The organism is Proteus vulgaris (genome assembly GCF_033708015.1).
GTDB lineage: Bacteria > Pseudomonadota > Gammaproteobacteria > Enterobacterales > Enterobacteriaceae > Proteus.
Genome location: NZ_CP137920.1, coordinates 4,046,111 through 4,071,459 on the forward strand (window position 1 = coordinate 4,046,111; position 25,349 = coordinate 4,071,459).

Here is a 25,349-nt window from a genome sequence, read left to right on the forward strand (position 1 = left end):
TACTCTCTATAACGAATAAACTCAGTGGTGTATTTTACGTCACTGCAAACCAAAATACAGGATGTTTTTTATGTCAAATCCATTACTTAGCACAACGGGATTACCTGCATTTTCCCTTATCAAACCAGAACATATTGTTCCTGCACTAAAAGACGTTTTAACCACGTATCGCCAAACCGTCGAAAAATTACTGGCTGATAATACGCAATTTACTTGGGATAACCTTTGCCAACCATTAGCAGAAGCAGGTGATAAACTTTCTCGTGTTTGGTCCCCCGTTAGCCATTTAAATTCTGTTAAAAACGGTGCTGAACTGCGTGAAGCATACGAACAGTGTTTACCGTTACTATCTGAATTCAGTACATGGATGGGACAGCACGAAGGCTTATATCAAGCTTATAAATCAATTAAAGAAAGTGCTGATTTTAATGCATTAACTCAACCACAGAAAAAAGCAATTGAAAATGCATTACGTGACTTTGAATTATCTGGTATCGGTTTACCAAAAGAGAAACAACAGCGTTTTGGTGAAATCAGCGCACGTATGTCTGAGTTAGGTGCTAAATATGGTAATAATGTATTAGATGCCACAATGGGGTGGTCTAAATTAATTACTAATGTAGAAGATTTATCAGGTATGCCTCAAAGTGCCATTGATGCCGCAAAAGCTATCGCACAAGCGAAAGAGCAAGACGGCTATCTATTAACACTGGATATGCCAAGCTATCTCCCTGTTATGACCTATGCGGATAATCGTGAACTTAGAAAAGAGATGAGTATCGCTTATAGCACACGTGCCTCTGATCAAGGTCCAAATGCGGGTCAGTGGGACAATAGCGAAATTATCGCCGAGATCCTCGCATTACGTCACGAACTCGCTCAATTGCTTGGTTTTAAAAATTACGCTGAAAAATCGCTTGCCACCAAAATGGCGGAGTCTCCAGAACAAGTACTTAATTTCTTGACCGATTTAGCCTCTCGGGCCCATCCACAAGGTGAAAAAGAGTTAGCTGAACTCACCCAATTTGCAAAAGAGCACTATGGCGTTGATAAATTAGAGTCATGGGATCTGGCTTACTACAGTGAAAAACAGAAACAGCACCTGTTCTCAATCGATGATGAGCAACTACGTCCTTACTTTCCTGAGCAACGTGCTTTAAGTGGCTTATTTGAAGTCGTTCATCGTATCTATGGTTTAACAGCTAAAGAACGTAACGATATCGACACTTGGCACGATGATGTCCGTTTCTTTGAACTTTATGATGAAAGCAACACGTTACGTGGTAGCTTCTATCTGGATTTATATGCTCGTGAACACAAACGTGGCGGCGCTTGGATGGATGATTGCATAGGCAGAATGCGTCATGCTGATGGCTCACTGCAAAATCCCGTTGCTTACCTCACTTGTAACTTCAATAAACCTGTAGGTGATAAACCCGCCTTATTTACTCATAATGAAGTCACTACACTGTTCCATGAGTTTGGTCATGGCTTACATCACATGTTAACGCAAATTGATACTGCTGATGTTGCAGGTATTAATGGCGTGCCTTGGGATGCTGTTGAATTACCGAGTCAATTTATGGAAAACTGGTGCTGGGAGCCAGAAGCGTTAGCCTTTATTTCTGGTCATTATGAAACTGGCGAACCATTACCGCAGGAAATGCTTGATAATATGCTCAAAGCAAAAAATTATCAGTCAGCGATGTTTGTATTACGCCAACTAGAATTTGGTTTGTTTGATTTCCGTTTACATGCCGAGTATGACCCAGCGAAGGGTGCTTGTGTAATGGAAACCTTAACTAATGTAAAAGAACAAGTTTCTGTTGTTCCTTCAACACCTTGGGCGCGTTTCCCTCATGCCTTTAGCCATATCTTTGCAGGTGGATATGCAGCAGGTTATTACAGCTATTTATGGGCTGACGTACTGGCAGCTGATGCCTTCTCTCGTTTCTCTGAAGAAGGCATTTTTAATCGCGAAACGGGTCAATCATTCCTTGATAATATTTTAACTCGTGGTGGTTCAGAAGAGCCAATGGAGCTGTTCAAACGCTTCCGTGGTCGTGAGCCGAAACTTGATGCTATGCTCAAAGGCTACGGCATTAAAGGATGATATGTGAATATCTGTTTACTTTGTGAAGAAGGCGCTGATAACAGCGCCTTATCTGATTTAGCACAACGTTGGGGATTAGTTCACGACGAAACGCAAATCATGGCATTAGTTTTAACGCCCACCCACCTAGAATTACGCAAACAAGATGAACCTAAATTAGGTGGCATCTATGTAGATTTCGTAGAGGGCACAATGGCACATCGTCGTAAATTTGGCGGGGGTCGAGGTGAGGCGGTAGCAAAAGCTGTTGGGATCAAAAAAGACTATTTGCCAGATGTTGTTGATGCAACAGCTGGACTGGGGCGTGATGCATTTGTTTTAGCGTCTATTGGTTGTAAAGTCAGAATGGTAGAGCGCCATCCCGTCGTTGCTGCATTACTGGAAGATGGCCTAAAGCGCGCTTATCTTGATGCAGATATTGGTGAATGGATGCAAGAGAGAATGACATTAATTCATGCCTCTTCTGCCCAAGCACTTACCGAGATCACTCCTCCTCCTGATGTTGTCTATCTTGATCCAATGTATCCGCATAAGGCGAAAAGTGCATTAGTGAAAAAAGAGATGCGGGTTTTCCAGTCTCTTGTCGGTGCAGATGAAGATGCCGATGCGCTATTAGCACCCGCAATGGCGCTGGCTAAAAAACGCGTGGTTGTTAAACGTCCTGATTATGCGGAGCCATTAAATCATCAACCCTCACATGCAAGTGTCACCACCAAAAATCACCGTTTTGATATCTATCCTTGTATTTAACAACATCGTATAAATAGCCCATAGAGGGGGTAACCTCCCCCTCTTTGCTATAATCTTTTGATTATATTATTCACAATCTATTGAATAGTATATCCACCATCAATGACAAGATTATGGCCATTGATCATATCCGCTGCTGAGCTTGCTAAAAATACAGCAGCGGCAGCAATCTCTTCCGGCTCAGCAAATCGCCTTGCTGGTATTTGTGCTTTCATCTGTTCACCTTTTTCGCCTTCCCAAGCTTTTTTCCCTAAATCGGTCATCACAATCGTTGGGGAGATTGCATTGATTTGTAGTCCTTTTGGTGCCCATTCTAACGCCATCACCTTTGTCATATTGATAATGGCAGCTTTACTTGCACAATAAGCAACATGTTCAGGTAAAGCGATAATTCCCGCTTGAGAGGCGAGATTAATTATCTTACCTTGTCCGCGTTGTAGCATATATTGCCCCACTTGCTGACACAGTAAAAAAGTACCCGTTAAATTTACTGATAAAGTTTTATTCCAATCCTCAAGAGATAATGATTCGGCAGGGGCTAAAGCAACAATACCCGCACAATTGACGAGAATATCAATGCGATCAAACTCCTCAATAACCGAATGTATCGCTTGTTTGACTGACTCTTCACTTGAGACATCACACCAGATCCCCACGGCACTATTTAAACGTTGCGCCACTTGCTCAATCTGCTCTGATCTATCCAATAAAGCGACCTTAGCCCCTTTTTCGATAAACATCTGTGCGATAGATAAACCAATTCCTGCCGCACCACCAGTGATAACAGCAACTTTATTCGAGAGAGAAAAATCAATTTGCGTAGCCATATAACCTCCAACTTAAAAATAAGTATTCATGCTTTTAAGCATAGCAGAGGAAAATGTAGCTTAAGGAGAGCGGAAAATGATTGAAATGGCTAGAGCGAGCGCTATGCACTCGCACTAATCTAAAAAATTACAGAACGCCTTGTGCCAACATGGCATCAGCGACTTTAACAAAGCCTGCAATGTTCGCGCCTTGAATGTAATTAGTCTGCTTACCCTCACCACCATAATTCACACAAGCATGGTGAATATCTAACATAATGTGATGTAAGCGAGCATCCACTTTTTCGGCTTTCCAGCTTAAACGTGCCGCATTCTGTGCCATCTCTAAACCTGAGGTTGCAACACCCCCCGCATTAGCGGCTTTACCTGGTGCAAAAAGGACACCCGCTTCGATAAAGGCATCTGTTGCTGCAATTGTTGTTGGCATATTTGCACCTTCAGCAACCGCTTTTACACCGTTTTTGATAAGGACTTTCGCCGCTTCTAGATCTAATTCATTTTGTGTTGCACAAGGCAAAGCAATATCGACAGGAACAGCCCAAGGTTGTTGTCCTTCAAGGTACGTTAAGCCAAATTCTTTTGCGTACTCTTCAACACGACCGTAATTATTTTTAATGTCGGTAAGTCGAGCGAGTTTTTCCGTCGTAAATCCAGCCTCATCAACTACTGTACCGCCTGAATCTGATGCCGTTATTACTTTAGCACCTAACTCTAAGCATTTTTCGATAGTGAACTGTGCAACGTTACCTGCGCCAGAAACCGCCACACGCATTCCCTCAAGAGACATACCATGACGTTTAAGCATCGCATTAGTAAAATAAACTAAACCGTACCCTGTGGCTTCTGGACGGATTAAACTACCACCGAATGAAAGACCTTTACCTGTAAATACACATTCATTGCTATTAGACAGTTTTTTCATCATACCAGCCATAAAGCCAACTTCTCGTGCACCTACACCAATGTCACCCGCAGGAACATCCGTATTAGCACCTAGATGGCGATAAAGTTCAGTCATCAATGCCTGACAAAAACGCATTACTTCCCCATGACTTTTACCTTTTGGGTTAAAATCAGAGCCGCCTTTAGCTCCTCCCATCGGTAATGTCGTTAATGCATTTTTAAATGTTTGCTCAAAACCTAAAAATTTTAGGATGGAAAGATTAACTGATGGATGGAAACGCATACCCCCTTTGTAAGGGCCAATGGCTGAGTTAAATTGGATACGCCATGCACGGTTAACTTGCACTTGCCCTTTATCATCTAACCAACAAACGCGAAACTGAATAATACGTTCAGGCTCAACTAAGCGCTCAAGTAATGATTGTTCACGATATTGTGGATTTTTCTCTAAAAAAGGCCACAAAGTGGTAAAAACTTCACGAACCGCCTGATGATATTCAGGTTGATGAGCGTTATATTTTTCTACCCCTTCTAAAAACGAAGATAATGAGCCAGATATATTCATTCAGCTATTCCTTTTTTGTGTCATGTGATGTTGGTATAACCTCATTTATTCGGAATATTTTTGGGTTTTGTGAGGTTGATATTGTTTTGCTTCTTGAATATATCATTAAAATGTATTCACACTTCAAGACATTTTTTTCACAATTAGACAAAAAAAAAAGGTTGACTCGATTTAACAGTAGGAAAAATAGGAATTTTAGGCAAAAAAACACCTGCATAAGCAGGTATTTTTTTTGCCTAAATAAGCAAACGGTAATTATTCATCATCTTTCAGAGGAACAATAAGCATATCAACATGCACTGTATTAATGAGTTGACGTGCTGACGACATCAATTTGCTCCAGAAGTCTTGGTGATGACCACAAACGACTAAATCCATATCGTATTTCTTAATCGCATCAACTAGAACTTGACCTAAATCACCACTACCACTCAAGGTTTCCTGAATTTCATAACCTGAATTATCAGAGAGGTCTTTTAACGCGTTACGGGTTTCATCAGTAATACGTTGTTGCATATCACCGAGGTTGACATCAATTAAACCGGTATAAAGATCAGAGTAGTTAACATCAACGTGAATTAAGGAAACTTTGGCATTATAGGGTTTTGCCATAGATACAGCTTTCTGTACTAAGACATTACTCTCGGGGGATAAATCAACTGCCACTAGAATATGCTTATAAGCCATCGTGAACTCCTTCCATAAGCTGATTAATCGGTTGGAAAGGCGGTTAAGCCTAAATCCTATATATTAAATATAACGTTTTAAGATGAAAGCTAGATGTCGTCTTGATCACAACTTATGCCAAATTCATCAAGAAAGCATCTATCGATAAATAACAATATACACCATTTTAGATTAGCACGATGTTATTCACCGACAATATCATCATAATAATGAGAATTAAGTATAAAAAACAACAAATACACCCTTTTAGAGTTATTTTTTTATCTTTTTTCTGAAAAAGGAAACAACTTGAAAAAGTCACTTTTGTTTATTGCTTAATTTCACCTAAACTTAGAGTAGAGAAAAAAGTAACCTTTATAGGTAAAGGTTTTCTCATCTCAGAATCTATTATTCTAGGGAGGGGATTATGTTTAATGTCATTGTTGTCTTTTGGGCGCTATGTATTCTTTGCCTAATTAATATGATGCGTTATTTTTCATCTATTCGGGTATTACTCACAATACTGCGCCAATCGGATCCTTTGCTCTACCAATCGGTGGACGGCAATGGATTTTTTACTATGCATGGGCAATTTTCAAAACAGTTACGCCTTATCCGCTATATCAACCAACGCCAATACATCAATCATCATAATCCTGAAGTTATTATGCGTTGCGAGCGCATTTATCGGCAATTCTATCTTGTTAGCCGTTTTTGTATTTTGGCTGTCGCCAGTTTAATTGCAATGCTTTTTTGGTAGCAACAAAACAAAAAACGGTGACTAAAAGTCACCGTTTATAAACAAACTTGGGTAATTGACTGTTATCAGCTATTCACAATAAATGTCAGTGATATCCAATAAAGTAAACCTGATAAACCAATGCTAACGGGTAATGTTAAGATCCAAGCCAGTGCAATATTTTTCACTGTCTTCGTTTGAACACCACCACCATCAACAATCATCGTACCTGCAACCGCAGATGATAGAACTTGTGTTGTTGATACCGGCATCCCCGTATAACTTGCTACTCCGATGGAAACTGCTGCGGTTACCTGAGCAGAAACCCCTTGAGCATAAGTCATCCCTTTTTTACCGATTTTCTCACCAATTGTTACTGCAACGCGTTTCCAACCTACCATTGTCCCAATAGAGAGCGCTAATGCCACTGCGATAATGATCCAAATCGGAGCATATTCCACGGTGTTTAGCAGGTCACGACTCAATGTTTTTAAGAACCGTGCATCTTGGGCGCTAGTTTCTGGTAATTTAGCGACTTCAGTTGCAGTATCAGCGATACACATAAGTAATCGACGCATTTGAGCACGCTGGTCTGCTGTTAGCTCATCATAAGAGCTAATATTTGCAAGCATCTGTTCTGTTTGATTAAGAACAATTGGCGTTCTTGCGCTATTACAATGAAAATCTGTATCACTAGCATCAGCTTGAACTGATACTACCGGTGTATTATCAATAGCATGTTGTAGCGCTGGCTGATGTTTCTCATAATATTGTTGTAAGTGCACAACTGCATCATGAGTTTTGGTGATATCGTATCCGCTCGCACTCATATTGACGACAAAGCCCGCAGGCGCCACGCCAATTAATACCAACATGATGAGACCGATACCTTTCTGCCCATCATTTGCACCGTGAGAGAAACTCACCCCAACTGCCGATAAAATCAGTGCAGTACGAGTCCAAAATGGCGGCTTACGCTTACCATCTTGCTTCTCACGTTCAGCTGGCGTCAGGTGGATACGACGACGTTTTTTCGTACCACTCCAGTAACGGCGCAGTAAGAAAATCATCGCGCCCGCAATAACCAAGCCGATAATCGGTGAAAGTATGAGTGATAGGAAGATACTGATCATTTTTGGTATGTTTAATGCGTCAACGATAGACGAATCTGTCACGATAGCATTTGTTAAACCAATACCAATGATAGCACCTATCAGCGTATGTGAACTTGATGCTGGAATACCAAAATACCATGTACCTAAGTTCCAGATAATGGCGGCTAACAGCAACGAGAAGACCATGGCAAGGCCATGAGCTGAGCTCACATTCAGCAGAAGATCTGTCGGTAACAAGTGAACGATAGCATAAGCTACGCTCAATCCACCGAGCAAAACTCCAAGGAAGTTAAATACACCCGCCATTACGACCGCAAATTGCGCACGCATAGCACGAGTATAGATAACAGTTGCTACCGCATTTGCGGTATCATGAAAGCCATTAATAGCTTCATAAAATAGCACAAATAACAGTGCTAAAACCAACATCAAACCTGTATGAAATTCTAGGTCAGTAAACAAATGTAGCATAGACGTTAAGCCAGTTAGTTGGACATGAACGCGGCGCATTATCAGCGACAAATGCGAACGGTGGAAGCGAAATTTAACCTTTTTTTGATTTGATAACCAAGAAAATCAGAACCTTTTTAAGATAATTCCTTATATATCATTTAATTAATAAAAATAAAAAAAAAGTAAATTTCTGACAATTTTTTTCCTTGCTAATAAGAATTTAGGTGAAAAATGCAGATTTCTCCATATAATTTTACAAAACACTCTGATCTTACGCGAAAATCATTGATTAAGTAGTCAGAGAAAACCAAGAACGAGACATCATTGTGGGATCATACGATACAGTAATTATAGGTGCAGGTGCCGCGGGGCTTTTTTGTGCGTCTTTAGCTGGGCAAGCAGGATTATCTGTTTTAGTCCTCGATAATGGCAAAAAAGCAGGCCGTAAAATTCTCATGTCAGGCGGTGGACGTTGTAATTTCACCAATATGTATATCGAGCCTTCAGCGTATTTATCAGAGAACCCTCATTTCTGTAAGTCAGCACTTGCTCGCTATACACAATGGGATTTTATTGAATTAGTGCAAAGGCATAATATCGCCTACCACGAAAAAACATTAGGACAGCTATTTTGTGATGATTCTGCACAGCAAATTGTTGATTTATTACTCACCGAATGTCAAAAAGGGAAAGTAAGTGTTCGCTTACGTAGTGAAGTGACACAAATCGAGAAAACAGATGTGGGCTTTACTCTTTTTGTTGATGGAAAAACGATCACAACACCTTCGGTGGTCGTTGCCAGTGGTGGTCTTTCTATGCCCGGATTAGGGGCTACGCCTTTTGGCTATAAAGTTGCAGAGCAATTTGGGCTTTCTGTTTTACCAACACGAGCAGGATTAGTCCCTTTTACATTACATAAACCCCAACTTGAGCAATTAAGCCAACTATCTGGCGTCGCTGTACCTGCTATTGTGACGGCAAAAAATGGGATCAGTTTTAAAGAAAACATTCTTTTTACACATCGTGGTCTTTCAGGTCCTGCTATTTTACAAATCTCTAGTTATTGGCAATCTGGTGAGTATGTAAGTATTAACTTACTTCCAAATATTGATGTTGAAAGCTTGCTACAAAAAAAACGTCAAAAACACCCGAATCAATTATTAAAAAATACGCTTTCTCGCTTATTACCAAAACGCTTCATTGAAATAATGATAGAAAGCAAACAGTTACCTGATGTTCCTCTAACTCAACTTAGTAATGAACGGATAATGCAAATTGCAACGTTATTACAAGGATGGCAAGTTCAGCCCAATGGTACAGAGGGATATCGCACCGCAGAAGTCACTCTAGGTGGCGTAGATACTCGCGCTCTTTCTTCTAAAACAATGGAAGCCACACAAGTAAAAGGACTCTATTTTATTGGAGAAGTAGTTGATGTGACGGGTTGGTTAGGTGGATATAACTTCCAGTGGGCGTGGAGTTCAGCTTATGCTTGTGCTCAGAACCTTATCTCAACATCAAAATCGACCTTTGTTGAACAATAATAAATAAATTTATAATTATTAAAGTTATAAATATCAGCTTTATAATTCTATAAACTTATAAGTCATACATAATAAAAACCAGCCATCATCAATCAGTGATGGCTTTTTCTTCTCGTATTTATTGATAGCGATTCAAAATGCCTTATCTCCCTTCCTTTTCTTGGGTTTTATACCTCATTTTCTCTTCTTTTTTCTATCAATACCCCCATAAAGAATATTGTTAACTATTTGGTTATATTACTTTTTTAAAAAATAATTAAAATAAAAAAACTCGTTAATCAGTAAGTTAAGACTTTTTAGCCTTTTTTTTCTAATTTGATTAAAAAAAGGACTTTACAAATGATACTGAGAACTATTATCATCAATAACACTTTCAGATGCACCACCTTCAGGGTCATATGAAAGAACGACATTGCTCACATTGCTTCCAGTGTTTTACTTTAGCCAGCCGGGTGCTGGCTTTTTCTTTTCTAGAACTTATTCGATATTTTTATTTTCTCTTATTCAAATTATTTGGATCCTCAAGTTAAATTCCTCCGCTTTTTTACTTTGCGCCACTGAGTAAACTGTGTTCAATAACTTCAGAGAAGGAAACACATTATGATTTATCTACGCAAAGCAAATGAAAGAGGACATGCTAATCATGGTTGGCTAGATAGCTGGCATACCTTCTCTTTCGCAAATTACTACGATCGTAATTTTATGGGATTTTCTGCACTACGAGTGATTAATGAAGATCGCGTAATACCCGGTGAAGGTTTTGGTACTCATCCTCATAAAGACATGGAAATTTTAACCTATGTGCTTGAAGGTAATATCGAGCATAAAGACAGCATGGGTAATAAAGAAAATGTTCCCGCAGGTGAGTTCCAAATAATGAGTGCAGGGACAGGCATAACTCACTCAGAATATAATCCAAATAGTGATAAAGGGCTGCATTTTTACCAAATTTGGATTATGCCTAATACTGTCGGTATCACACCACGTTACGATCAGCGTCGTTTTGATACCACAGTGAGTAAACAACTTATTTTATCGCCAGATGCCCGTGAAGGCTCTTTAAAAGTCTTCCAAGATATGACGTTATGGCGCTGGAACCTTAAAAAAGGTGAAGAAGCACAATATCAAGCCGAAACAGGTCGTCATGTTTGGCTACAAGTTGTGAAAGGTAAAATAACGATTAATGACATTATTGCGACCACCAGTGATGGTGTAGCAATTGCTAATGAAGATATGATCCGTTTCGTTGGTGATGAAGATAGTGAAATTTTACTGTTTGATTTACCTCCTGTAACAGCATAGTTGGGTTATCACCCTCTAAAGCCACTTTTTCTCTAATAAACTATTTCACTTTATTTTTCTCTTCCCTGAAATCTTCTCGCATTTCAGGGATTTTTTTTGCTCAAAGATTTCAAATAAAAAAACACCAAAACCACATCCTATGAGTTTGGTGTTTTTATTCATACAAATAAAAATTAACGTTTTGGCCCTACTTTAGTCAACGCTTGACCCGCTGGGGTATCTGTATATTTATCAAAGTTTTTCACAAAACGATCGGCCAGATCGTCTGCTTTGGTATCCCATTGCGTTTTATCAGCATAAGTATCACGAGGATCTAAGATTTCGCTGTTAACGCCAGGTAGTTCTGTTGGGATCTCTAAATCAAATACAGGCAATGTTTTCATAGGGGCTTTATCAATATCACCATTTAAGATGGCATCAATAATCGCGCGTGTATCTTTAATCGAGATACGCTTACCTGTCCCATTCCAACCGGTATTAACCAAGTAGGCTTTTGCACCTGATGCTTGCATACGTTTTACTAAAACTTCAGCGTATTGTGTTGGGTGCAGAGATAAAAATGCCGCACCAAAACAAGCTGAGAATGTTGGCGTTGGTTCAGTCACACCACGTTCTGTTCCCGCAAGTTTAGCAGTGAAGCCTGACAAAAAGTGGTATTGCGTCTGTTCTGGTGTTAATCGTGATACTGGAGGTAACACACCAAACGCATCTGCCGTTAAGAAAATAACTTTCTTAGCATGACCTGCTTTAGAGATAGGTTTAACGATATTATCGATATGATAGATAGGATAAGAAACTCGGGTATTTTCTGTTTTCGAACCATCATCGAAATCAACAGAGCCGTCAGATAATACAACCACATTTTCTAACAAGGCATCACGTTTAATTGCACCATAGATATCGGGTTCAGCTTCTTTTGATAAGTGGATTGTTTTCGCATAACAACCCCCTTCAAAGTTAAACACGCCGTCATCATCCCAACCATGCTCATCATCACCAATTAACTTACGCTTAGGATCCGTTGAAAGCGTTGTTTTACCTGTGCCTGATAGACCAAAGAAAATAGCAACATCACCACTTTCACCAACGTTTGCGGAACAGTGCATAGAAGCAATACCTTTAAGAGGAAGGAAGTAGTTCATCATAGAGAACATACCTTTCTTCATCTCGCCACCGTACCAAGTACCACCAATTAACTGAATGCGTTCAGTTAAATTGAAAGCAACGAAATTCTCTGAATTCAGACCTTGCGCCTTCCAATTTGGATTTGTACATTTCGCTCCGTTCATCACAATGAAATCTGGTGTGAAATTCGCCAGCTCTTCTTGCTCAGGACGAATAAACATATTTTTAACAAAATGAGCTTGCCAAGCAACTTCTGTGATAAAACGAACTTTCAAACGAGTATCCGCATTCGCACCACAAAATGCATCGACAACAAACAAACGTTTGCCTGACAGCTGATGGGTTACTAATGATTTTAAGTCAGCCCACACTTCTTGTGAAAGTGGCTTATTATCGTTCTTGCCTTTACCCTGATCAGCCCACCATACGGTGTCACGAGTAACATCATCACGAACAATGTATTTATCTTTCGGAGAACGTCCAGTAAATATACCTGTATCAACAGCAATAGCACCTAATGAGGTTTGAGTGCCTCGTTCGTAACCTGTTAATCCGGGCTTAGTTTCTTCATTAAATAACTGCTCATAACTTGGGTTATAAATGATTTCACTTGTGTCCTTAATACCGTACTGCTGGAGATCCTTAGGGGTAAGACCTTTAACGCTCATAGTTTTGCTCCTGATAAATAGACCTTTCTACGAATAATATTAAGGTGTTACAAGTAATTAACAGCGATTGTTATCAATATTTTGAAAATTTATAATTTTTTTATGTTAAGAACGAGAACTAATGCACAAAACTAAAGAAAAATTGTTGAATAAAAAAGGACGCAAAATAGCGTCCTTAGGATAAAATCGTCTTGCTAAATCGAATCAGTTTAATTTGGATTTATCCAACTTATTGATATTATTAATATCATTCTCTGTAAAGATATAATGTGTTCCACAATATTCGCATTCCATATCAATTTTTCCCTTTTCTTGCAACAGGTGGTTCACATCCTCTTCCGATAATGTTACTAATGTATTTTCACAACGTTCACGCGAACAAGTGCAATGAAATTCAACAACTTGAGGATCATAAAGAGTGACATCTTCTTCGTGATATAAACGGTGTAAGATCTCTTTAGTATCTAGCGTAAATAGCTCTTCAGCCTTGATTGTGTGTGTTAATTTCGTCAGTAAATCAAAACTTTCAGCAGTATGTTTTGCTGTAAATGCTTCTGATGCCGGTAATACTTGTAATAACATACCGGCTGCAGCAGGTTTGCCCGCTTGCATACCACTACGAATAAATACACGTGTAGGTAACTGTTCTGATTGCTTAAAGTAGTTATCAATACAGGCTTCAATCGTTTCACCATCAAGCGCAACAATACCTTGATAACGTTCACCTTTTTCAGGCGTTACTGTGATGACCATAAAACCATTACCGATCATCTCTTTTAAGGTACTACCCGCTTTAACATCATCTCCAATACGTGCAACACCACGCATTTGTTGATTGTTATTTCCATTGATCACAGCCAGTCGCACAGGGCCATCACCTTGTATTTGAACCGTAATATCACCTTCAAATTTAAGCGTAGCGGTTAACAAACTGGTTGCCACCAGCAAATCACCCAGAAGGTGTTGAACTGGCTCAGGATAATGGTGATTCTCAAGCATTGATTGATAGGTTTCAGTCACATTGACCAATTCACCACGTACCGCGTTTTTTTCGAATAAAAAACGTGATAAAGAATCTTTTTTAGACATGATTTTCTCTCATTTCAGGGAATCGATTAATCCGATTCTTGTAAATTTGTCTGTTTGAAGCGAAGTAAGGTACGTCTTTCCTTTTTATCGGGACGACGTTCCGGATGAGGCATTGTTAATGCATTCATTTTTCTTGCTAAAGCAATTTTTTCTCTTTTAGCAATACTTTCCGGTGTTTCACAATACAGTGCTTGGGCTTGAGCAGCACCTTGCCGCTGTGAACTTACCATAAGAAGAATTACCGTCCGTTCATCATTACCTTGTCGTAGGCGTATTTCAGCCCCCTCTTCAACAATTTTACTTGGCTTACTTCTCACCCCATTGTAGTGAACTTTGCCACCTTCAATCATTGTGCGAGCAATAGCGCGCGTTTTATAGAAACGTGCAGCCCAAAGCCATTTATCTAAACGGACGCCACTTTCTTGCGATGGTTGACTCATCCCTTTCTCCTTAACTTCACAACTTCTTTATGAAGGCGATAGTGTAAACACATAGCCTCCCACAACAAGGGACTTACTGAGGAGGGCGATAAAAACAGTGCTCATAATAGAGACTGATTTTATTCATGCGTTGGTTATTTTGTCGCCGACGCCGGATGATAAGAAATAGGTTCAATATTAAGAACCCAATAGCGATAAACAATAATAACGTATTACCGATGTAATATAACATCGTCATCGAATCTGGCAGGCTATGTAAAAATATCTGTAACGTACCATTTGCATCAATAACCATGCCCGTTATTACGCCACCTGTATCAAAAGGTGTATGCAATAAAATATCGGATAAACGTTGTAGTTCTCGCCACTGTTCTAACGGAGTTGGTTCAAACACTGAGTTTGAACTTGAAGCGTAATCAACAAGCTGTTTTCTTTCATCACTGATTAACAGCACACCACCCGGTGGAGGACTGTTTAACAGTATTGCGGCTTTATCTATTTCTCGGTAGATAAAAGAAGATGTGGTGGTGTCGATAAGCTTTTCCAAGGCCTCAGCACTCACAGCTCGTAATAAAACATTGGTTCCGGTTAATTTACCGCTTTCAGCTCGTTGAACTAATGCAGCCCAATCATTGACGTTACTTAAATTAACTAGCGCCATTTTAAGGCGAATACACTCATTTTCTCGTGGACATAAATCCTGTGTTTTCAACACAATACCATCAAAATTATCTAATAGGTTCATCCCGGATTTAGTAATCGCTTGACCTAAACTTGGGTTAACTCGGTTATTAGAAACAGGATGTAATTGCTCTTCAACCATATGCAATAAAGCCGCTGCTTTTTCTATCGTACTCGATTCAGGCATTGGCATTGGATTACTGTTATTCCAGTAAATGCCAGAGCAATCAAAAGGTGCAAAAATCGTTTTATTATTCTTACTTGATAAATTAGGTGGCATGTAGCACATCCCAACCCCTTTCGCTTGAATAATATCCCCAACATGTAAATTGGTTGTCTCTAGTTCAGTAAAATTGGTGACTAAATGAGGTTCTGTATCTTTCAGCCATGAAAAACTGAGTTTCATTGAAAGAGAAAGGGGTTGATAAAGATACAACATGCCAATAATAAATAAGCACCAGAAAACGAAAATAATATTTTTAATATAGCGTTTATAAGGGTAGTTTTTTTCTTCATCATGCAACGAAAGGTAATTTCCTTGCTTTACAACATGATGATTTGGATACATTTCTAAATAAGTCACCTTATCAATATCATTTTGAATATAAGGCTCCCAATGAGGGGGATAAACAAGATCAATCCCCCCTAAAGAAACGTTTTTTACCTGTCCATGATCAAAATTGCCAAAAAGTCCCCAGCGCTTTAAACGCCCCTTAAAACAGTGAATTTCTTGTTTACGCGGTTTAATCAAAGGGTTGTGGATCAAAAAAACGCCAACAGCAAAAAAAGCCCCTCCAGTCGCTAGGATCCAAGGAAGAAAAACTTGAGGCATCATTAAGGCGGTTAGGCACAACGTAAACCCTATACAAATCAAAGAGCCATCCCAAAAACCAGATGAATTATGTAATCGATATTCTTCGTTTGTTTCTTCTCGGATTTGTAATAAGTGCGCCGCATCACCTTCATTCTTTTGAATTGTTGATGAACCATTTGCCAATATAGGCTCAGAAAGCTGTTTTAAACTTAAAGCGGAGAAATGAATTTTTTCATCTTTTAAGAAATGGCCATTAACACCTATAACAATGGGGATTGAAGGGGTACAGACAACATCGAGAACATTTTCTTGCTGAAGGTAAGGAACAAGTAACGGGGGAATATGAATTTCTACCGCATCAATATAGTAACGCCAATGATTTAATCCTTCACTAGAACCCGCAAAACGATTAACGATATTTCTTAATGTAGTCACGACTTCGCCTTTAAGTGGCATATCGGGGAAGTTTTGTAATGAATAGCCAGAGGAAAAATCAGATGTACCAAAATAAGATAAATAATCACTAATAAGCCCATAGTCATCAGAAGTGAGCTTGCGATACGTCGGTTTAGCGAGAGATGGAAGATGATATGAGCCATCAAGCCGCCTTCTTTTAAAGAATAGAAAGGCGGCCATTATAAATAGGCTTATCATCAAGATAGCCAATATAATGACTGATAATCTCATTTTTTCCCCATACTTATACTGATGCTGCGTAGTAACAATAACAAATTTAAAACCCTGCCTAACATAAGGCAATTCCTATTCTTTTGTTCTATTTTTTATTTAAATACAATAGATTATGTTTTTATAGTCGCGTTATAATTTATATCTATTTTCAAGTTTATATCCGCTAACAATGCAATCTTCAGGCAAAATAGCGAATCAATAAATAATAATATTCTCAAAAAATCAATAAATAACTAGGTTTGATAGCGGAGTGTACTCAATTTTTCTTTAAAAGCTAAATCTAATTGTTAGATTTATTTTGTCATTAATGTGTTAAATTCAGGTTAATCTCTATTCTGTCAGGGACTGTTATGAAAGAACTCAAAAAACCCAATATATTAAACATTGATAACATCGCCCGTTCTCAATTATTTCAGATCCAATCCGTTAATCTGGAGTTTAGTAACGGAGAAAAGCGCACTTATGAGCGAATGAAACCCGCTAATCGTGAAGCCGTTATGATTGTGCCTATTATTGATGACCATCTTATCCTTATTCGTGAATACGCCGTAGGTATCGAAAATTACGATTTTGGTTTTCCAAAAGGCGCCATTGATCCAGGTGAAAATGCCCTACAAGCTGCAAACCGCGAACTAAAAGAAGAAATTGGCTATGGTGCCCACTCGTTAATAGAACTCGCAAAACTTTCTATGGCGCCATCCTATTTTTCTAGCAAAATGAATATTGTCATTGCACATAATCTTTACCCAGAGCAACTCGAAGGTGATGAACCTGAGCCTCTGATCCAAATACGCTGGCCTATCGCAAAAATGATGGACTTACTCGATCATCCCGATTTTACAGAAGCTCGCAGTGTCAGTGCCCTCTTCTTAGCCCATCGCTATCTATTACAAAATAAATAGATAATAAAAAACCGGACTTTAACATCCGGTTTTTATTTTCGATTAATTAGAATAATTCGTTAGATTCGCCATTATCCTCAAAAATCTGTGTTCCTACTTCATTTTTTGCTCTTTCTGTCGGTTGAGTTCCCTCAATAAAATATTCTTTCATTGAAGAGCCGTCACCCGCCAATTTTCCTGTTCTTCTATCAATTTGAACGGCTACAACACCTTTTGGTACTGGCATCATATTAACAGGCACACCGTCGAGAGCCACTTTCATAAAGTCGTTCCAAATCGGTTGTGCGGTTTTCGCACCAGCTTCACCACCACTAGCAGCCGTTCGACCTAAATTACGACTACTGTCATCAAAACCAATCCAAGCTGTGGCAACAATATTAGCGCCATATCCAGAGAACCATGCATCTTTAGAACTATTGGTTGTTCCTGTCTTACCACCAATATCTTGGCGTTTCAGATCACGAACAGCGCGCCAACCTGTACCAGACCATCCTGGTTCACCTACAAGGTTTGTTCTTAATGCATCATGCATTAAGAACGCCAGAGGTGTGCTGATAACGTGTGGTGCATAAGGGCTTTCTTTTACAGTTTCAGCTAACGGGGCTTGTTCTAATTCAATTTCAGGCGTAGCTGCTGCTGGCTGAGATTTATTAGATTGAGCAACGTTTTCCATATAGTCATCAGATAACGCAATAGAACGCAGGGTATCGCCGTAAATAACGGGAATATCCGTACAATCTGGGCAAGCTACCTTTGGATTTGCAGTAAACAGTTCTTCGCCATCAGCATTTTCAATACGTTGGATATAATAAGGCTCGATAAGATATCCGCCGTTTGCCATAACAGCAAACCCTCGTACCATTTGCATTGGTGTAAATGATGGTGATCCTAATGCTAACGATTCTGTTCTATCGATATTTTGATTAGGAAAACCAAAACGTAATAGATAATCAGCAGCATAATCCACACCCATTGCACGCATTGCACGTACCATCACCACGTTTTTAGACTGACCTAAACCTTGGCGTAAACGAATAGGACCAGCATAAGTGGGGGGTGAGTTTTTAGGTCGCCAATCTGTACCTGCACCAGCATCCCAACGGCTAATAGGTAAATCATTAAGCAGTGTCGATAACGTCAATCCTTTATCTAATGCAGCAGCGTATAGGAAAGGTTTAATATTTGAACCGACTTGGCGTAACGATTGAGAAACTCGGTTAAATTTACTGATCTCAAAATCAAAACCACCAACGAGCGCAATAATCCCTCCATTGATAGGATCTAATGCAACAAATGCAGCATTAACCCCCGGAAGTTGGGCTAACACCCAGTTGTTTTCGTTATTTTGACGTACCCATATTTGCTCTCCAGCATGCACAACCGCATCAACTTTTGTCGGTGTTGCACCTTGAGAGGTATCAGAAATAAATTTACGAGCCCAACGAACCGCTTTTAAATCTAATGTAATGTTGTCGCCTGTTTTTAAGATAACTTTGGCTTCTTTTGCATCAGCAGATAACACAACCGCGGGAATTAAAGGACCATAAGTTTGGATCCCTTTTAATTTCTGACTGATAGCTTCGTTATCCCATGGCGTTTGCCCTTCACTCCACAGAACCTCTTGAGCACCGCGGTAACCATGACGCATGTCATAATCGATCACATTGTCACGCAAAGCTTTTTCTGCAGCTAATTGATCTTTACGAACAATCGTCGTGTAAATTTTATAGCCATCTGTATAAGCATTTTCACCATAGCGCTCATACATTTCCATTCTCACCATTTCTGTTAGATAAGGTGCAGAGAAATCAATTTGCGGTGCATGGTATTTAGCAACAATAGGCTCTGCTTTTGCACTTTCATACTGTGCACGAGTGATATAGTTTTCTTCATACATACGCAATAAAACGACATTACGACGTTTTAAGGCGCGATCATAAGAATAGAGTGGGTTTAGCGTCGATGGCGCTTTTGGTAAACCCGCAATAACTGCCATTTCATTTAGGCTAAGCTCGTGAACACTTTTTCCAAAGTAAACATAAGCAGCGGCACCCACACCATAAGCACGGTTACCGAGATAAATTTTATTTAGATACAGCGCTAAAATTTCATCTTTAGTGAGCTCTTTTTCTATGCGGATCGCCAAAAAGGCCTCTTTAATTTTTCGCATTAATTTCTTTTCTGGGGTTAAAAAGAAATTTCGAGCTAATTGTTGCGTAATAGTACTAGCGCCTTGAGAGGCTTGCCCTGATGTTAATGCTACAACCACTGCACGCGAGATCCCAATAGGGTCAATACCGTGGTGCTCACGAAAACGCGTATCTTCTGTTGCGATAAAGGCATTAATAAGTTGAGGAGGCATTTCCTCCAATGTTAACGGTAAACGACGTTTTTCACCGTATTGCGCGATCAACTCTCCGTCTGCACTAAAGACTTGCATAGGGGTTTGTAAACGAACATCTTTTAATGTCGCGACATCGGGTAACTGGGGCTCAACATACTTATACATACCGTATATCGAGGCTGCTCCCAAAATTATGCAAGCAAAAACGAAGATGAAAAAATATTTTAAGAACTTCACCTTAAATTTCCCATGTAGTGTGAATTGGGCGGTTTATAAACAAACAGTGCGTAGTATAAAGGTAACGCCTCTTTGAAAATAGGCAATTACTCATCATCAATAGATATGGATATCATTTATGGAAACACACAATTACCAGATTGGTATTGAAATTAACACTCATCATATCAATGCAGTTTTGGTATTTCAGCAGAATAAACAATGGAAGATTAGTGCATTTTGGCAATTCCCTTTACCTCTTAATGACGATTTAAATGACATAAAATTAAGAAAAATCCTAATGGATTGGCGTAAAAAATTACCTTCTATTAATAATGTTACGCTTTCTCTACCCGATATTTATGAAAACTATCAAATTATCCCACTGCCTCATGCAGTTTCTCTTACCTCAGCAGCATGTTATCGGTTAGCGCAACTACGAGCCACATCTTATACACAAAATACAAAAATCCCTGTTAATTTTGATTATCGGCAAAATAAGGGAAAACTCGCTATTCATCTATGCCATAAAATGATTTTAGATAAGTATATTGACTTGTTTTCTCGAATAAACTTAACAATAACTGCGATTGATACCCCAGCGTGCGCACTACGCTATTTAGCAACTTACCTTAACATCCCACATCAAGCTCCACTTTTGTACTGTAAAAACAAAACGCTATTTTGGATATCACCTGATGAAAATATGCCCCATTACGGTAATCTCGCCTATGAAAACCAACAAGAGCAACAAGCTTGTATTGACCAATTAATAGAAAAATATCATTGGTCATTAAAACAGTGTTATTTAACAGGTGATAATGAAGAGCACTTTAGCCAGTTGATGCCTATTTGGCCCAACTTTTCCCATGAGTTATTTAAAATAACATCAAATAAAGATCCCATTCCACTGATTGCATTGGGTTTAGCATTACGCCCTGAGGAGGTGTTATGTATCAAATAAATTACCTACCTTGGCGCCACAAGTTATTTAGACAAAAAGCATTGTTATGGCTTTCTCAAACACTCTCTTTGATCACGATCACTTTCGTTATTTGTGGCTATTACACCTACCATTTAGCACAAAAACGAACACTCTTAACTGAACAACAACGCCAAACTCAACAACAAGAAGATTTATTACTAAAACAGCTCGATATATATCAAAAACAGAAAAAACAGACACTTTTACGCTATCAACACTATTCACTCTATTACCAAAACTGGTTGCGCTATTTACATTACATTCGCTTCTTTCGAGCTATCGAAACACATCTTCCCTCAGCAGGTTGGATTAGCCACTATGATGAAACTGATAATCAACGCACATTGCATCTCACTCTCCCCAATACACAATCACTCGCCTTTATTACCAACCTTAAAACTCATCCTGTTTTAGCCTCTTTAGCATTAAGTTATTTACAGCAAAGTAAAATTGATCCGTCTTACACTGAAGTACATTTAAAAACAGAATTAAAAGAAAAAGAGCCATGGAATGAAGAAGATAAGGGAAGGCAATGAAAATAAACACACAATGGTTGTTACTAATGATATTTCTACCGAAGTGGAAACTAACGTTACTAAGCTTAATGATGCCTTTTATTATCCTTTTGTTTTATTACCTCTTTATCTATACAAACTACCAGCAAGAAATAACCCAACAGCACATAGAAATAGCACAAAGACTAAAACGTATTAATCACCATAAAAGTACGTTAGGGACAATGCCATCTATTAATTCACTCATCATACAACAAATAGATTATGACATTCCCTTCAACAACCTACCGGTTAGTGAGCAATTACAACGCTTACTGATGACATACTCTTTTATCCCTGAGGTTTGGGAGAACATGCCTAATTCTTTATATAAACTTACTTTTACTTTGTCTTATCCACAATTTCTCACACTATTGGAATATCTCAATCAAACAAGTTTAGCGCTTATTTCTCTAAATATTGTCCCCATAGAAACCCGCCTAATTTCAGTACAAATGAGCCTTAGTGAGCTAAGTGATTCAAGCGTAATACAGGATGAAATATCATGAAGATAGGTATTTTAATCACCATATTATGTATGACCACCGCTATTATGGCTCACACTAGAGATCCCTTCTTTCCTGATACCCATGACGAAAAAACATCATCTACCTTTGTTGAAGAGCGAATATCAACTACTGGACAATCCGAAGAATTACATCACCAGCTTTATCCTCTAAATTATGCTGATGCTGAAAGACTAGGCGAACAACTAAGTCGTCACACGATCCCATTACTTAGTCAACAGGGGCGAGTGATTATTGATAAAGAAGCGAATAGTCTCTCGATAATTGATAATAGTAAAACACTGTCTGAAATTGGAGATTGGCTAAAATTACGGGATACTCCACAACAACAAGTTCATATCACCGCACATATTGTAAGTAGCAGTCAGGATGCTTTAAATGAATTAGGCACTCAATGGGGATTACAAGCGTTAAAAACACAAGCCGAAGCAGCATCGGCAACACCCAATGCTATTTCAACAGGCGCCTCGCTTAATTCAGCACAATCAACCCCTTCACTTTCTGCATTATCACTCCATCAAAACACTAAAAATCCGCTTCACTATATTGCATTTAATATTGCCAGAATTAATGGGCGCTTATTGGAGCTTGAATTAAGCGCATTAGAACAAGAAAAACAATTAGCTATTATCGCAAGTCCACGACTAACAACTGCCCATGAAAAAACAGCATCCATCAAACAAGGCACAGAGATCCCCTATGTCAGTCGAGATAATGAAATTACACGAGTTCAATTTAAAGAAGCCGTCCTAGGTATGGAAGTAACCCCCATTATTCAGAGAAATAAAAAGATAAGATTAATACTTAAAATTAGTCAAAACACGCCAGGTATTGCTCTGGTTCAAGGCGGAAGTGAACATCTGTCTATTGATAAACAGGAGATCAGCACTGAAGTGACTATTCGAGATGGAGAAACCATTATGTTAGGAGGTATATTTCAGCAAAAACAGCAAGAACACACGGCAAAGATCCCCTTTTTATCCTCTATTCCATTGTTAGGCGTACTTTTTAGTCATAAAAGAGATCAACACAGCCGCCATGAATTGGTTATTTTTATTACACCCAAATTAATCTAATTTTTTATGTAATAAAAAAATTTACTTTAAAATACAAGGTGCTACATGTTTTTTACTAGGGTTAAACTGAGAGTTATCTATTGTTTTTTCTTATAATAAGTATTTATAGATTTGACGATGAGGACGATTTAGCTTACAAGGGTTAGCTAATTTGAGTGAGCCTGAAACATCACAATAAAAATACGGATACATTTTATGCACTTCCTCTATTGTTGGAGGTAGGGCTTTTTATATGTAATATTGATCGATTGATAACGAAAAAGACAATATTATCAGATGCGGTTTTCCGACTAAATTGTGTTAGAATCTCCGCGTTGCCAACAAAGATAATTACTTTTTTAGTAGTTTTTGTTATGTACTGTGGGCAAAGGGATTTTTATCCTATGTTGTCGCTAATGACAGCATGTGGTTATTTTATAGCGATCTACTGAAAGAACTCAGTCTTATTATGAGAGTAGATAACAAATGTTATCAGGTGTGAATTAGATAAACACTCATAAATTTCAGTTTAGGTCCCGTCGCTGAATGAATTTGGCGGGGCGGGTTATCATTAACGAATATCTTAGTAATACCAAAAACATGGCAGAGAAACGTAATATCTTTCTGGTTGGGCCTATGGGTGCCGGCAAAAGCACTATTGGTCGTCAGTTAGCTCAACAACTTAGTATGGAGTTTTATGATTCCGATCAGGAAATTGAGCGGCGTACAGGTGCGGATGTAGGTTGGGTATTTGATGTTGAAGGCGAAGAAGGCTTCCGTCAACGAGAAGAGAAAATAATCAACGAACTTACTGAAAAACAAGGCATTGTTCTTGCAACAGGTGGTGGTTCGGTGAAATCGCGAGAAACCCGTAACAGATTATCTGCTCGTGGTGTGGTTGTTTATTTAGAAACCAATATTGAAAAACAACTCGCGCGTACCCAACGTGATAAAAAACGTCCTTTATTGCAAGGTGTTGAGCCTGTGCGCGATGTCTTAGAGACATTAGCTGAAGAACGTAATCCTCTTTATGAAGAGATTGCTGACATCACTATTCATACTGATGATCAGAGTGCAAAAATTGTAGCCAATCAAATAATTGAATTATTAGAACAAAACTAACAAATTCAGTTAATTACAATGTTAAGTTAAGACAATAAGAAGAAGGCCACTGTTATGGAAAAAATCACTGTCACATTAGGTGAAAGAAGCTATCCCATTACCATTGCTTCTGGCCTTTTTCATCAAGAAGAGACCTTTTTGCCTTTAAAAGCGGGGCAGCAAGTTATGATCGTCACAAACGTGACACTTGCTCCACTTTATTTAGAAAAGGTAACGGACACCTTAAAAAAACAAGGTGTTTTGGTTGATAGCGTAATTTTGCCTGATGGCGAACAATATAAATCGCTTGAAATCATGAATGATGTCTTTACTGCATTATTAGAAAAAAACCACAATCGAGATACAACACTTATCGCATTAGGTGGTGGTGTTATTGGTGATCTAACGGGATTTGCCGCAGCAAGTTATCAACGTGGCGTTCGCTTTATTCAAGTACCAACCACACTATTGTCACAAGTCGATTCTTCTGTTGGTGGAAAAACCGCAGTTAATCACCCTCTTGGCAAAAATATGATTGGTGCATTTTATCAGCCCGCTTCTGTTGTTATCGATCTCGATTGTCTTGCCACATTACCATCTCGTGAACTTTCATCGGGTCTAGCTGAAGTTATTAAATATGGCATCATTTTAGATAAAGACTTTTTTATCTGGCTTGAAAATAATATTGATAAACTCTTGGCTCTTGATCCTAAAGCCATGGCATTTTGTATCCGTCGTTGCTGTGAGCTAAAAGCGGACGTCGTTGCCGCTGATGAAAAAGAAACAAGTGGTTTACGCGCACTCCTCAACCTTGGTCATACCTATGGACACGCCATTGAAGCTCATATGGGCTATGGTGTCTGGTTGCATGGTGAAGCCGTTTCTGCAGGCATGGTAATGGCGGCAAGAACATCTCAATCGCTTGGTCAATTCACTGAAGAAGAAACTCAGCGTGTTATTCAATTGCTTGAGAAAGCCAATCTCCCAGTCAATGGTCCTATTGAAATGACGCCTGATGACTATTTACCTCATATGATGAGAGATAAAAAAGTATCTGGTGGCAAATTACACCTTGTTTTACCAAAAGGTATCGGTCAATCTGAATTGCGTGCCGATATTACTCGCGAACAAGTCCGCAAAGCGATAACATCTTGTATTAACGCAAATTAAGCTTCCCATTA

21 protein-coding genes are annotated in these 25,349 nt (G+C 38.9%); 12 read left to right on the forward strand and 9 right to left on the reverse strand.

The features are described from left to right. Positions 1–70: 70 nt before the first annotated feature. Positions 71–2,113, forward strand: a complete 2,043-nt coding sequence (prlC, locus tag SB028_RS18960) for an oligopeptidase A (RefSeq protein WP_069369443.1) — start codon at positions 71–73, stop codon at positions 2,111–2,113. 3 nt (positions 2,114–2,116) lie between these two features. Beyond that, positions 2,117–2,863 carry a 16S rRNA (guanine(1516)-N(2))-methyltransferase RsmJ gene (gene rsmJ / locus SB028_RS18965; protein WP_069369442.1) on the forward strand — a complete coding sequence of 249 codons (747 nt, stop codon included), beginning with the start codon at positions 2,117–2,119 and terminating at the stop codon, positions 2,861–2,863. 77 nt (positions 2,864–2,940) lie between these two features. Here the strand turns inward: rsmJ and SB028_RS18970 are convergent, their stop codons facing one another. The 3 genes from SB028_RS18970 to uspA form a co-directional block, all read right to left on the reverse strand. Further along, positions 2,941–3,690 carry an SDR family oxidoreductase gene (locus SB028_RS18970; RefSeq protein WP_069369441.1) on the reverse strand — a complete coding sequence of 250 codons (750 nt, stop codon included), beginning with the start codon at positions 3,688–3,690 and terminating at the stop codon, positions 2,941–2,943. Between the two features lie 127 nt (positions 3,691–3,817). Next, positions 3,818–5,158 carry an NADP-specific glutamate dehydrogenase gene (gdhA, locus tag SB028_RS18975; RefSeq protein ID WP_069369440.1) on the reverse strand — a complete coding sequence of 447 codons (1,341 nt, stop codon included), beginning with the start codon at positions 5,156–5,158 and terminating at the stop codon, positions 3,818–3,820. Between the two features lie 255 nt (positions 5,159–5,413). Beyond that, entirely contained in the window at positions 5,414–5,845 is a 432-nt protein-coding gene (uspA, locus tag SB028_RS18980; protein ID WP_069369439.1) for a universal stress protein UspA, read from the reverse strand. Positions 5,846–6,251: 406 nt separating this feature from the next. Here uspA and uspB point away from each other — a divergent pair, with 406 nt between their 5' ends. Further along, positions 6,252–6,584 (forward strand): universal stress protein UspB, encoded by a 333-nt coding sequence (gene uspB / locus SB028_RS18985; protein ID WP_006534411.1) that lies wholly within the window; start codon positions 6,252–6,254, stop codon positions 6,582–6,584. Positions 6,585–6,649: 65 nt separating this feature from the next. Here uspB and pitA read toward each other — a convergent pair whose 3' ends face one another. Further along, on the reverse strand, positions 6,650–8,149 hold the full coding sequence (pitA, locus tag SB028_RS18990; RefSeq protein WP_069369438.1) for an inorganic phosphate transporter PitA: 1,500 nt from the start codon (positions 8,147–8,149) through the stop codon (positions 6,650–6,652). A 308-nt stretch (positions 8,150–8,457) separates the two neighbouring features. Between pitA and SB028_RS18995 the strand changes: the two genes are divergently transcribed. Together SB028_RS18995 and SB028_RS19000 are read left to right on the forward strand one after the other, a co-directional pair. Next, entirely contained in the window at positions 8,458–9,675 is a 1,218-nt protein-coding gene (locus SB028_RS18995; protein ID WP_069369437.1) for an NAD(P)/FAD-dependent oxidoreductase, read from the forward strand. A gap of 600 nt (positions 9,676–10,275) precedes the next feature. Then, on the forward strand, positions 10,276–10,977 hold the full coding sequence (locus tag SB028_RS19000; protein ID WP_069369436.1) for a pirin family protein: 702 nt from the start codon (positions 10,276–10,278) through the stop codon (positions 10,975–10,977). 173 nt (positions 10,978–11,150) lie between these two features. On the opposite strand, the gene pckA is transcribed toward SB028_RS19000, so the two are convergent. The 4 genes from pckA to umoB form a co-directional block, all read right to left on the reverse strand. Continuing rightward, entirely contained in the window at positions 11,151–12,770 is a 1,620-nt protein-coding gene (gene pckA / locus SB028_RS19005; protein WP_069369435.1) for a phosphoenolpyruvate carboxykinase (ATP), read from the reverse strand. Positions 12,771–12,974: 204 nt separating this feature from the next. Further along, positions 12,975–13,859 carry an Hsp33 family molecular chaperone HslO gene (hslO, locus tag SB028_RS19010; RefSeq protein WP_069369434.1) on the reverse strand — a complete coding sequence of 295 codons (885 nt, stop codon included), beginning with the start codon at positions 13,857–13,859 and terminating at the stop codon, positions 12,975–12,977. A gap of 26 nt (positions 13,860–13,885) precedes the next feature. Next, complete coding sequence (hslR, locus tag SB028_RS19015) at positions 13,886–14,299, reverse strand: ribosome-associated heat shock protein Hsp15 (protein WP_069369433.1); 414 nt, start codon at positions 14,297–14,299, stop codon at positions 13,886–13,888. Positions 14,300–14,372: 73 nt separating this feature from the next. Beyond that, positions 14,373–16,481, reverse strand: coding sequence for a flagellar biogenesis regulator UmoB (gene umoB, locus SB028_RS19020; RefSeq protein ID WP_069369432.1), 2,109 nt, complete (start codon positions 16,479–16,481; stop codon positions 14,373–14,375). Between the two features lie 353 nt (positions 16,482–16,834). Between umoB and nudE the strand changes: the two genes are divergently transcribed. After that, complete coding sequence (gene nudE / locus SB028_RS19025; protein ID WP_069369431.1) at positions 16,835–17,386, forward strand: ADP compounds hydrolase NudE; 552 nt, start codon at positions 16,835–16,837, stop codon at positions 17,384–17,386. 46 nt (positions 17,387–17,432) lie between these two features. On the opposite strand, the gene mrcA is transcribed toward nudE, so the two are convergent. Further along, a complete protein-coding gene (gene mrcA, locus SB028_RS19030; protein WP_069369430.1) occupies positions 17,433–19,967 on the reverse strand; it encodes a peptidoglycan glycosyltransferase/peptidoglycan DD-transpeptidase MrcA in 2,535 nt (844 codons plus the stop codon). Between the two features lie 118 nt (positions 19,968–20,085). Here mrcA and SB028_RS19035 point away from each other — a divergent pair, with 118 nt between their 5' ends. From SB028_RS19035 to aroB, 6 genes are all read left to right on the forward strand, one after another. Then, positions 20,086–20,910 carry a hypothetical protein gene (locus SB028_RS19035; RefSeq protein ID WP_069369429.1) on the forward strand — a complete coding sequence of 275 codons (825 nt, stop codon included), beginning with the start codon at positions 20,086–20,088 and terminating at the stop codon, positions 20,908–20,910. Continuing rightward, positions 20,898–21,467, forward strand: coding sequence for a hypothetical protein (locus SB028_RS19040; RefSeq protein WP_069369428.1), 570 nt, complete (start codon positions 20,898–20,900; stop codon positions 21,465–21,467). The genes SB028_RS19035 and SB028_RS19040 overlap by 13 nt, the downstream gene beginning before the upstream one ends. Beyond that, complete coding sequence (locus tag SB028_RS19045) at positions 21,464–21,994, forward strand: hypothetical protein (protein ID WP_069369427.1); 531 nt, start codon at positions 21,464–21,466, stop codon at positions 21,992–21,994. The genes SB028_RS19040 and SB028_RS19045 overlap by 4 nt, the downstream gene beginning before the upstream one ends. After that, the gene (gene pilQ, locus SB028_RS19050; RefSeq protein ID WP_069369426.1) at positions 21,991–23,088 is read left to right on the forward strand and encodes a type IV pilus secretin PilQ; all 1,098 of its coding nucleotides are present in this window, start codon (positions 21,991–21,993) and stop codon (positions 23,086–23,088) included. The genes SB028_RS19045 and pilQ overlap by 4 nt, the downstream gene beginning before the upstream one ends. Positions 23,089–23,667: 579 nt before the next feature. Continuing rightward, positions 23,668–24,189, forward strand: coding sequence for a shikimate kinase AroK (gene aroK / locus SB028_RS19055; protein WP_036914409.1), 522 nt, complete (start codon positions 23,668–23,670; stop codon positions 24,187–24,189). 54 nt (positions 24,190–24,243) lie between these two features. Continuing rightward, positions 24,244–25,338 carry a 3-dehydroquinate synthase gene (gene aroB / locus SB028_RS19060; RefSeq protein WP_069369425.1) on the forward strand — a complete coding sequence of 365 codons (1,095 nt, stop codon included), beginning with the start codon at positions 24,244–24,246 and terminating at the stop codon, positions 25,336–25,338. The last annotated feature ends 11 nt before the right edge of the window (positions 25,339–25,349 follow it).

Bases quoted from the DNA above. Each gene is read 5' to 3' on its own strand.
- aroB (WP_069369425.1), top strand. From the start codon at position 24,244: ATGGAAAAAATCACTGTCACATTAGGTGAAAGAAGCTATCCCATTACC.
- gdhA (WP_069369440.1), bottom strand. From the start codon at position 5,158: ATGAATATATCTGGCTCATTATCTTCGTTTTTAGAAGGGGTAGAAAAA.
- pitA (WP_069369438.1), bottom strand. From the start codon at position 8,149: ATGCTACATTTGTTTACTGACCTAGAATTTCATACAGGTTTGATGTTG.
- hslO (WP_069369434.1), bottom strand. From the start codon at position 13,859: ATGTCTAAAAAAGATTCTTTATCACGTTTTTTATTCGAAAAAAACGCG.
- hslR (WP_069369433.1), bottom strand. From the start codon at position 14,299: ATGAGTCAACCATCGCAAGAAAGTGGCGTCCGTTTAGATAAATGGCTT.
- SB028_RS18970 (WP_069369441.1), bottom strand. From the start codon at position 3,690: ATGGCTACGCAAATTGATTTTTCTCTCTCGAATAAAGTTGCTGTTATC.
- uspA (WP_069369439.1), bottom strand. From the start codon at position 5,845: ATGGCTTATAAGCATATTCTAGTGGCAGTTGATTTATCCCCCGAGAGT.
- pckA (WP_069369435.1), bottom strand. From the start codon at position 12,770: ATGAGCGTTAAAGGTCTTACCCCTAAGGATCTCCAGCAGTACGGTATT.
- umoB (WP_069369432.1), bottom strand. From the start codon at position 16,481: ATGAGATTATCAGTCATTATATTGGCTATCTTGATGATAAGCCTATTT.
- SB028_RS19040 (WP_069369428.1), top strand. From the start codon at position 20,898: ATGTATCAAATAAATTACCTACCTTGGCGCCACAAGTTATTTAGACAA.
- aroK (WP_036914409.1), top strand. From the start codon at position 23,668: ATGGCAGAGAAACGTAATATCTTTCTGGTTGGGCCTATGGGTGCCGGC.
- SB028_RS19000 (WP_069369436.1), top strand. From the start codon at position 10,276: ATGATTTATCTACGCAAAGCAAATGAAAGAGGACATGCTAATCATGGT.
- SB028_RS19035 (WP_069369429.1), top strand. From the start codon at position 20,086: ATGGAAACACACAATTACCAGATTGGTATTGAAATTAACACTCATCAT.
- SB028_RS19045 (WP_069369427.1), top strand. From the start codon at position 21,464: ATGAAAATAAACACACAATGGTTGTTACTAATGATATTTCTACCGAAG.
- pilQ (WP_069369426.1), top strand. From the start codon at position 21,991: ATGAAGATAGGTATTTTAATCACCATATTATGTATGACCACCGCTATT.
- prlC (WP_069369443.1), top strand. From the start codon at position 71: ATGTCAAATCCATTACTTAGCACAACGGGATTACCTGCATTTTCCCTT.
- nudE (WP_069369431.1), top strand. From the start codon at position 16,835: ATGAAAGAACTCAAAAAACCCAATATATTAAACATTGATAACATCGCC.
- uspB (WP_006534411.1), top strand. From the start codon at position 6,252: ATGTTTAATGTCATTGTTGTCTTTTGGGCGCTATGTATTCTTTGCCTA.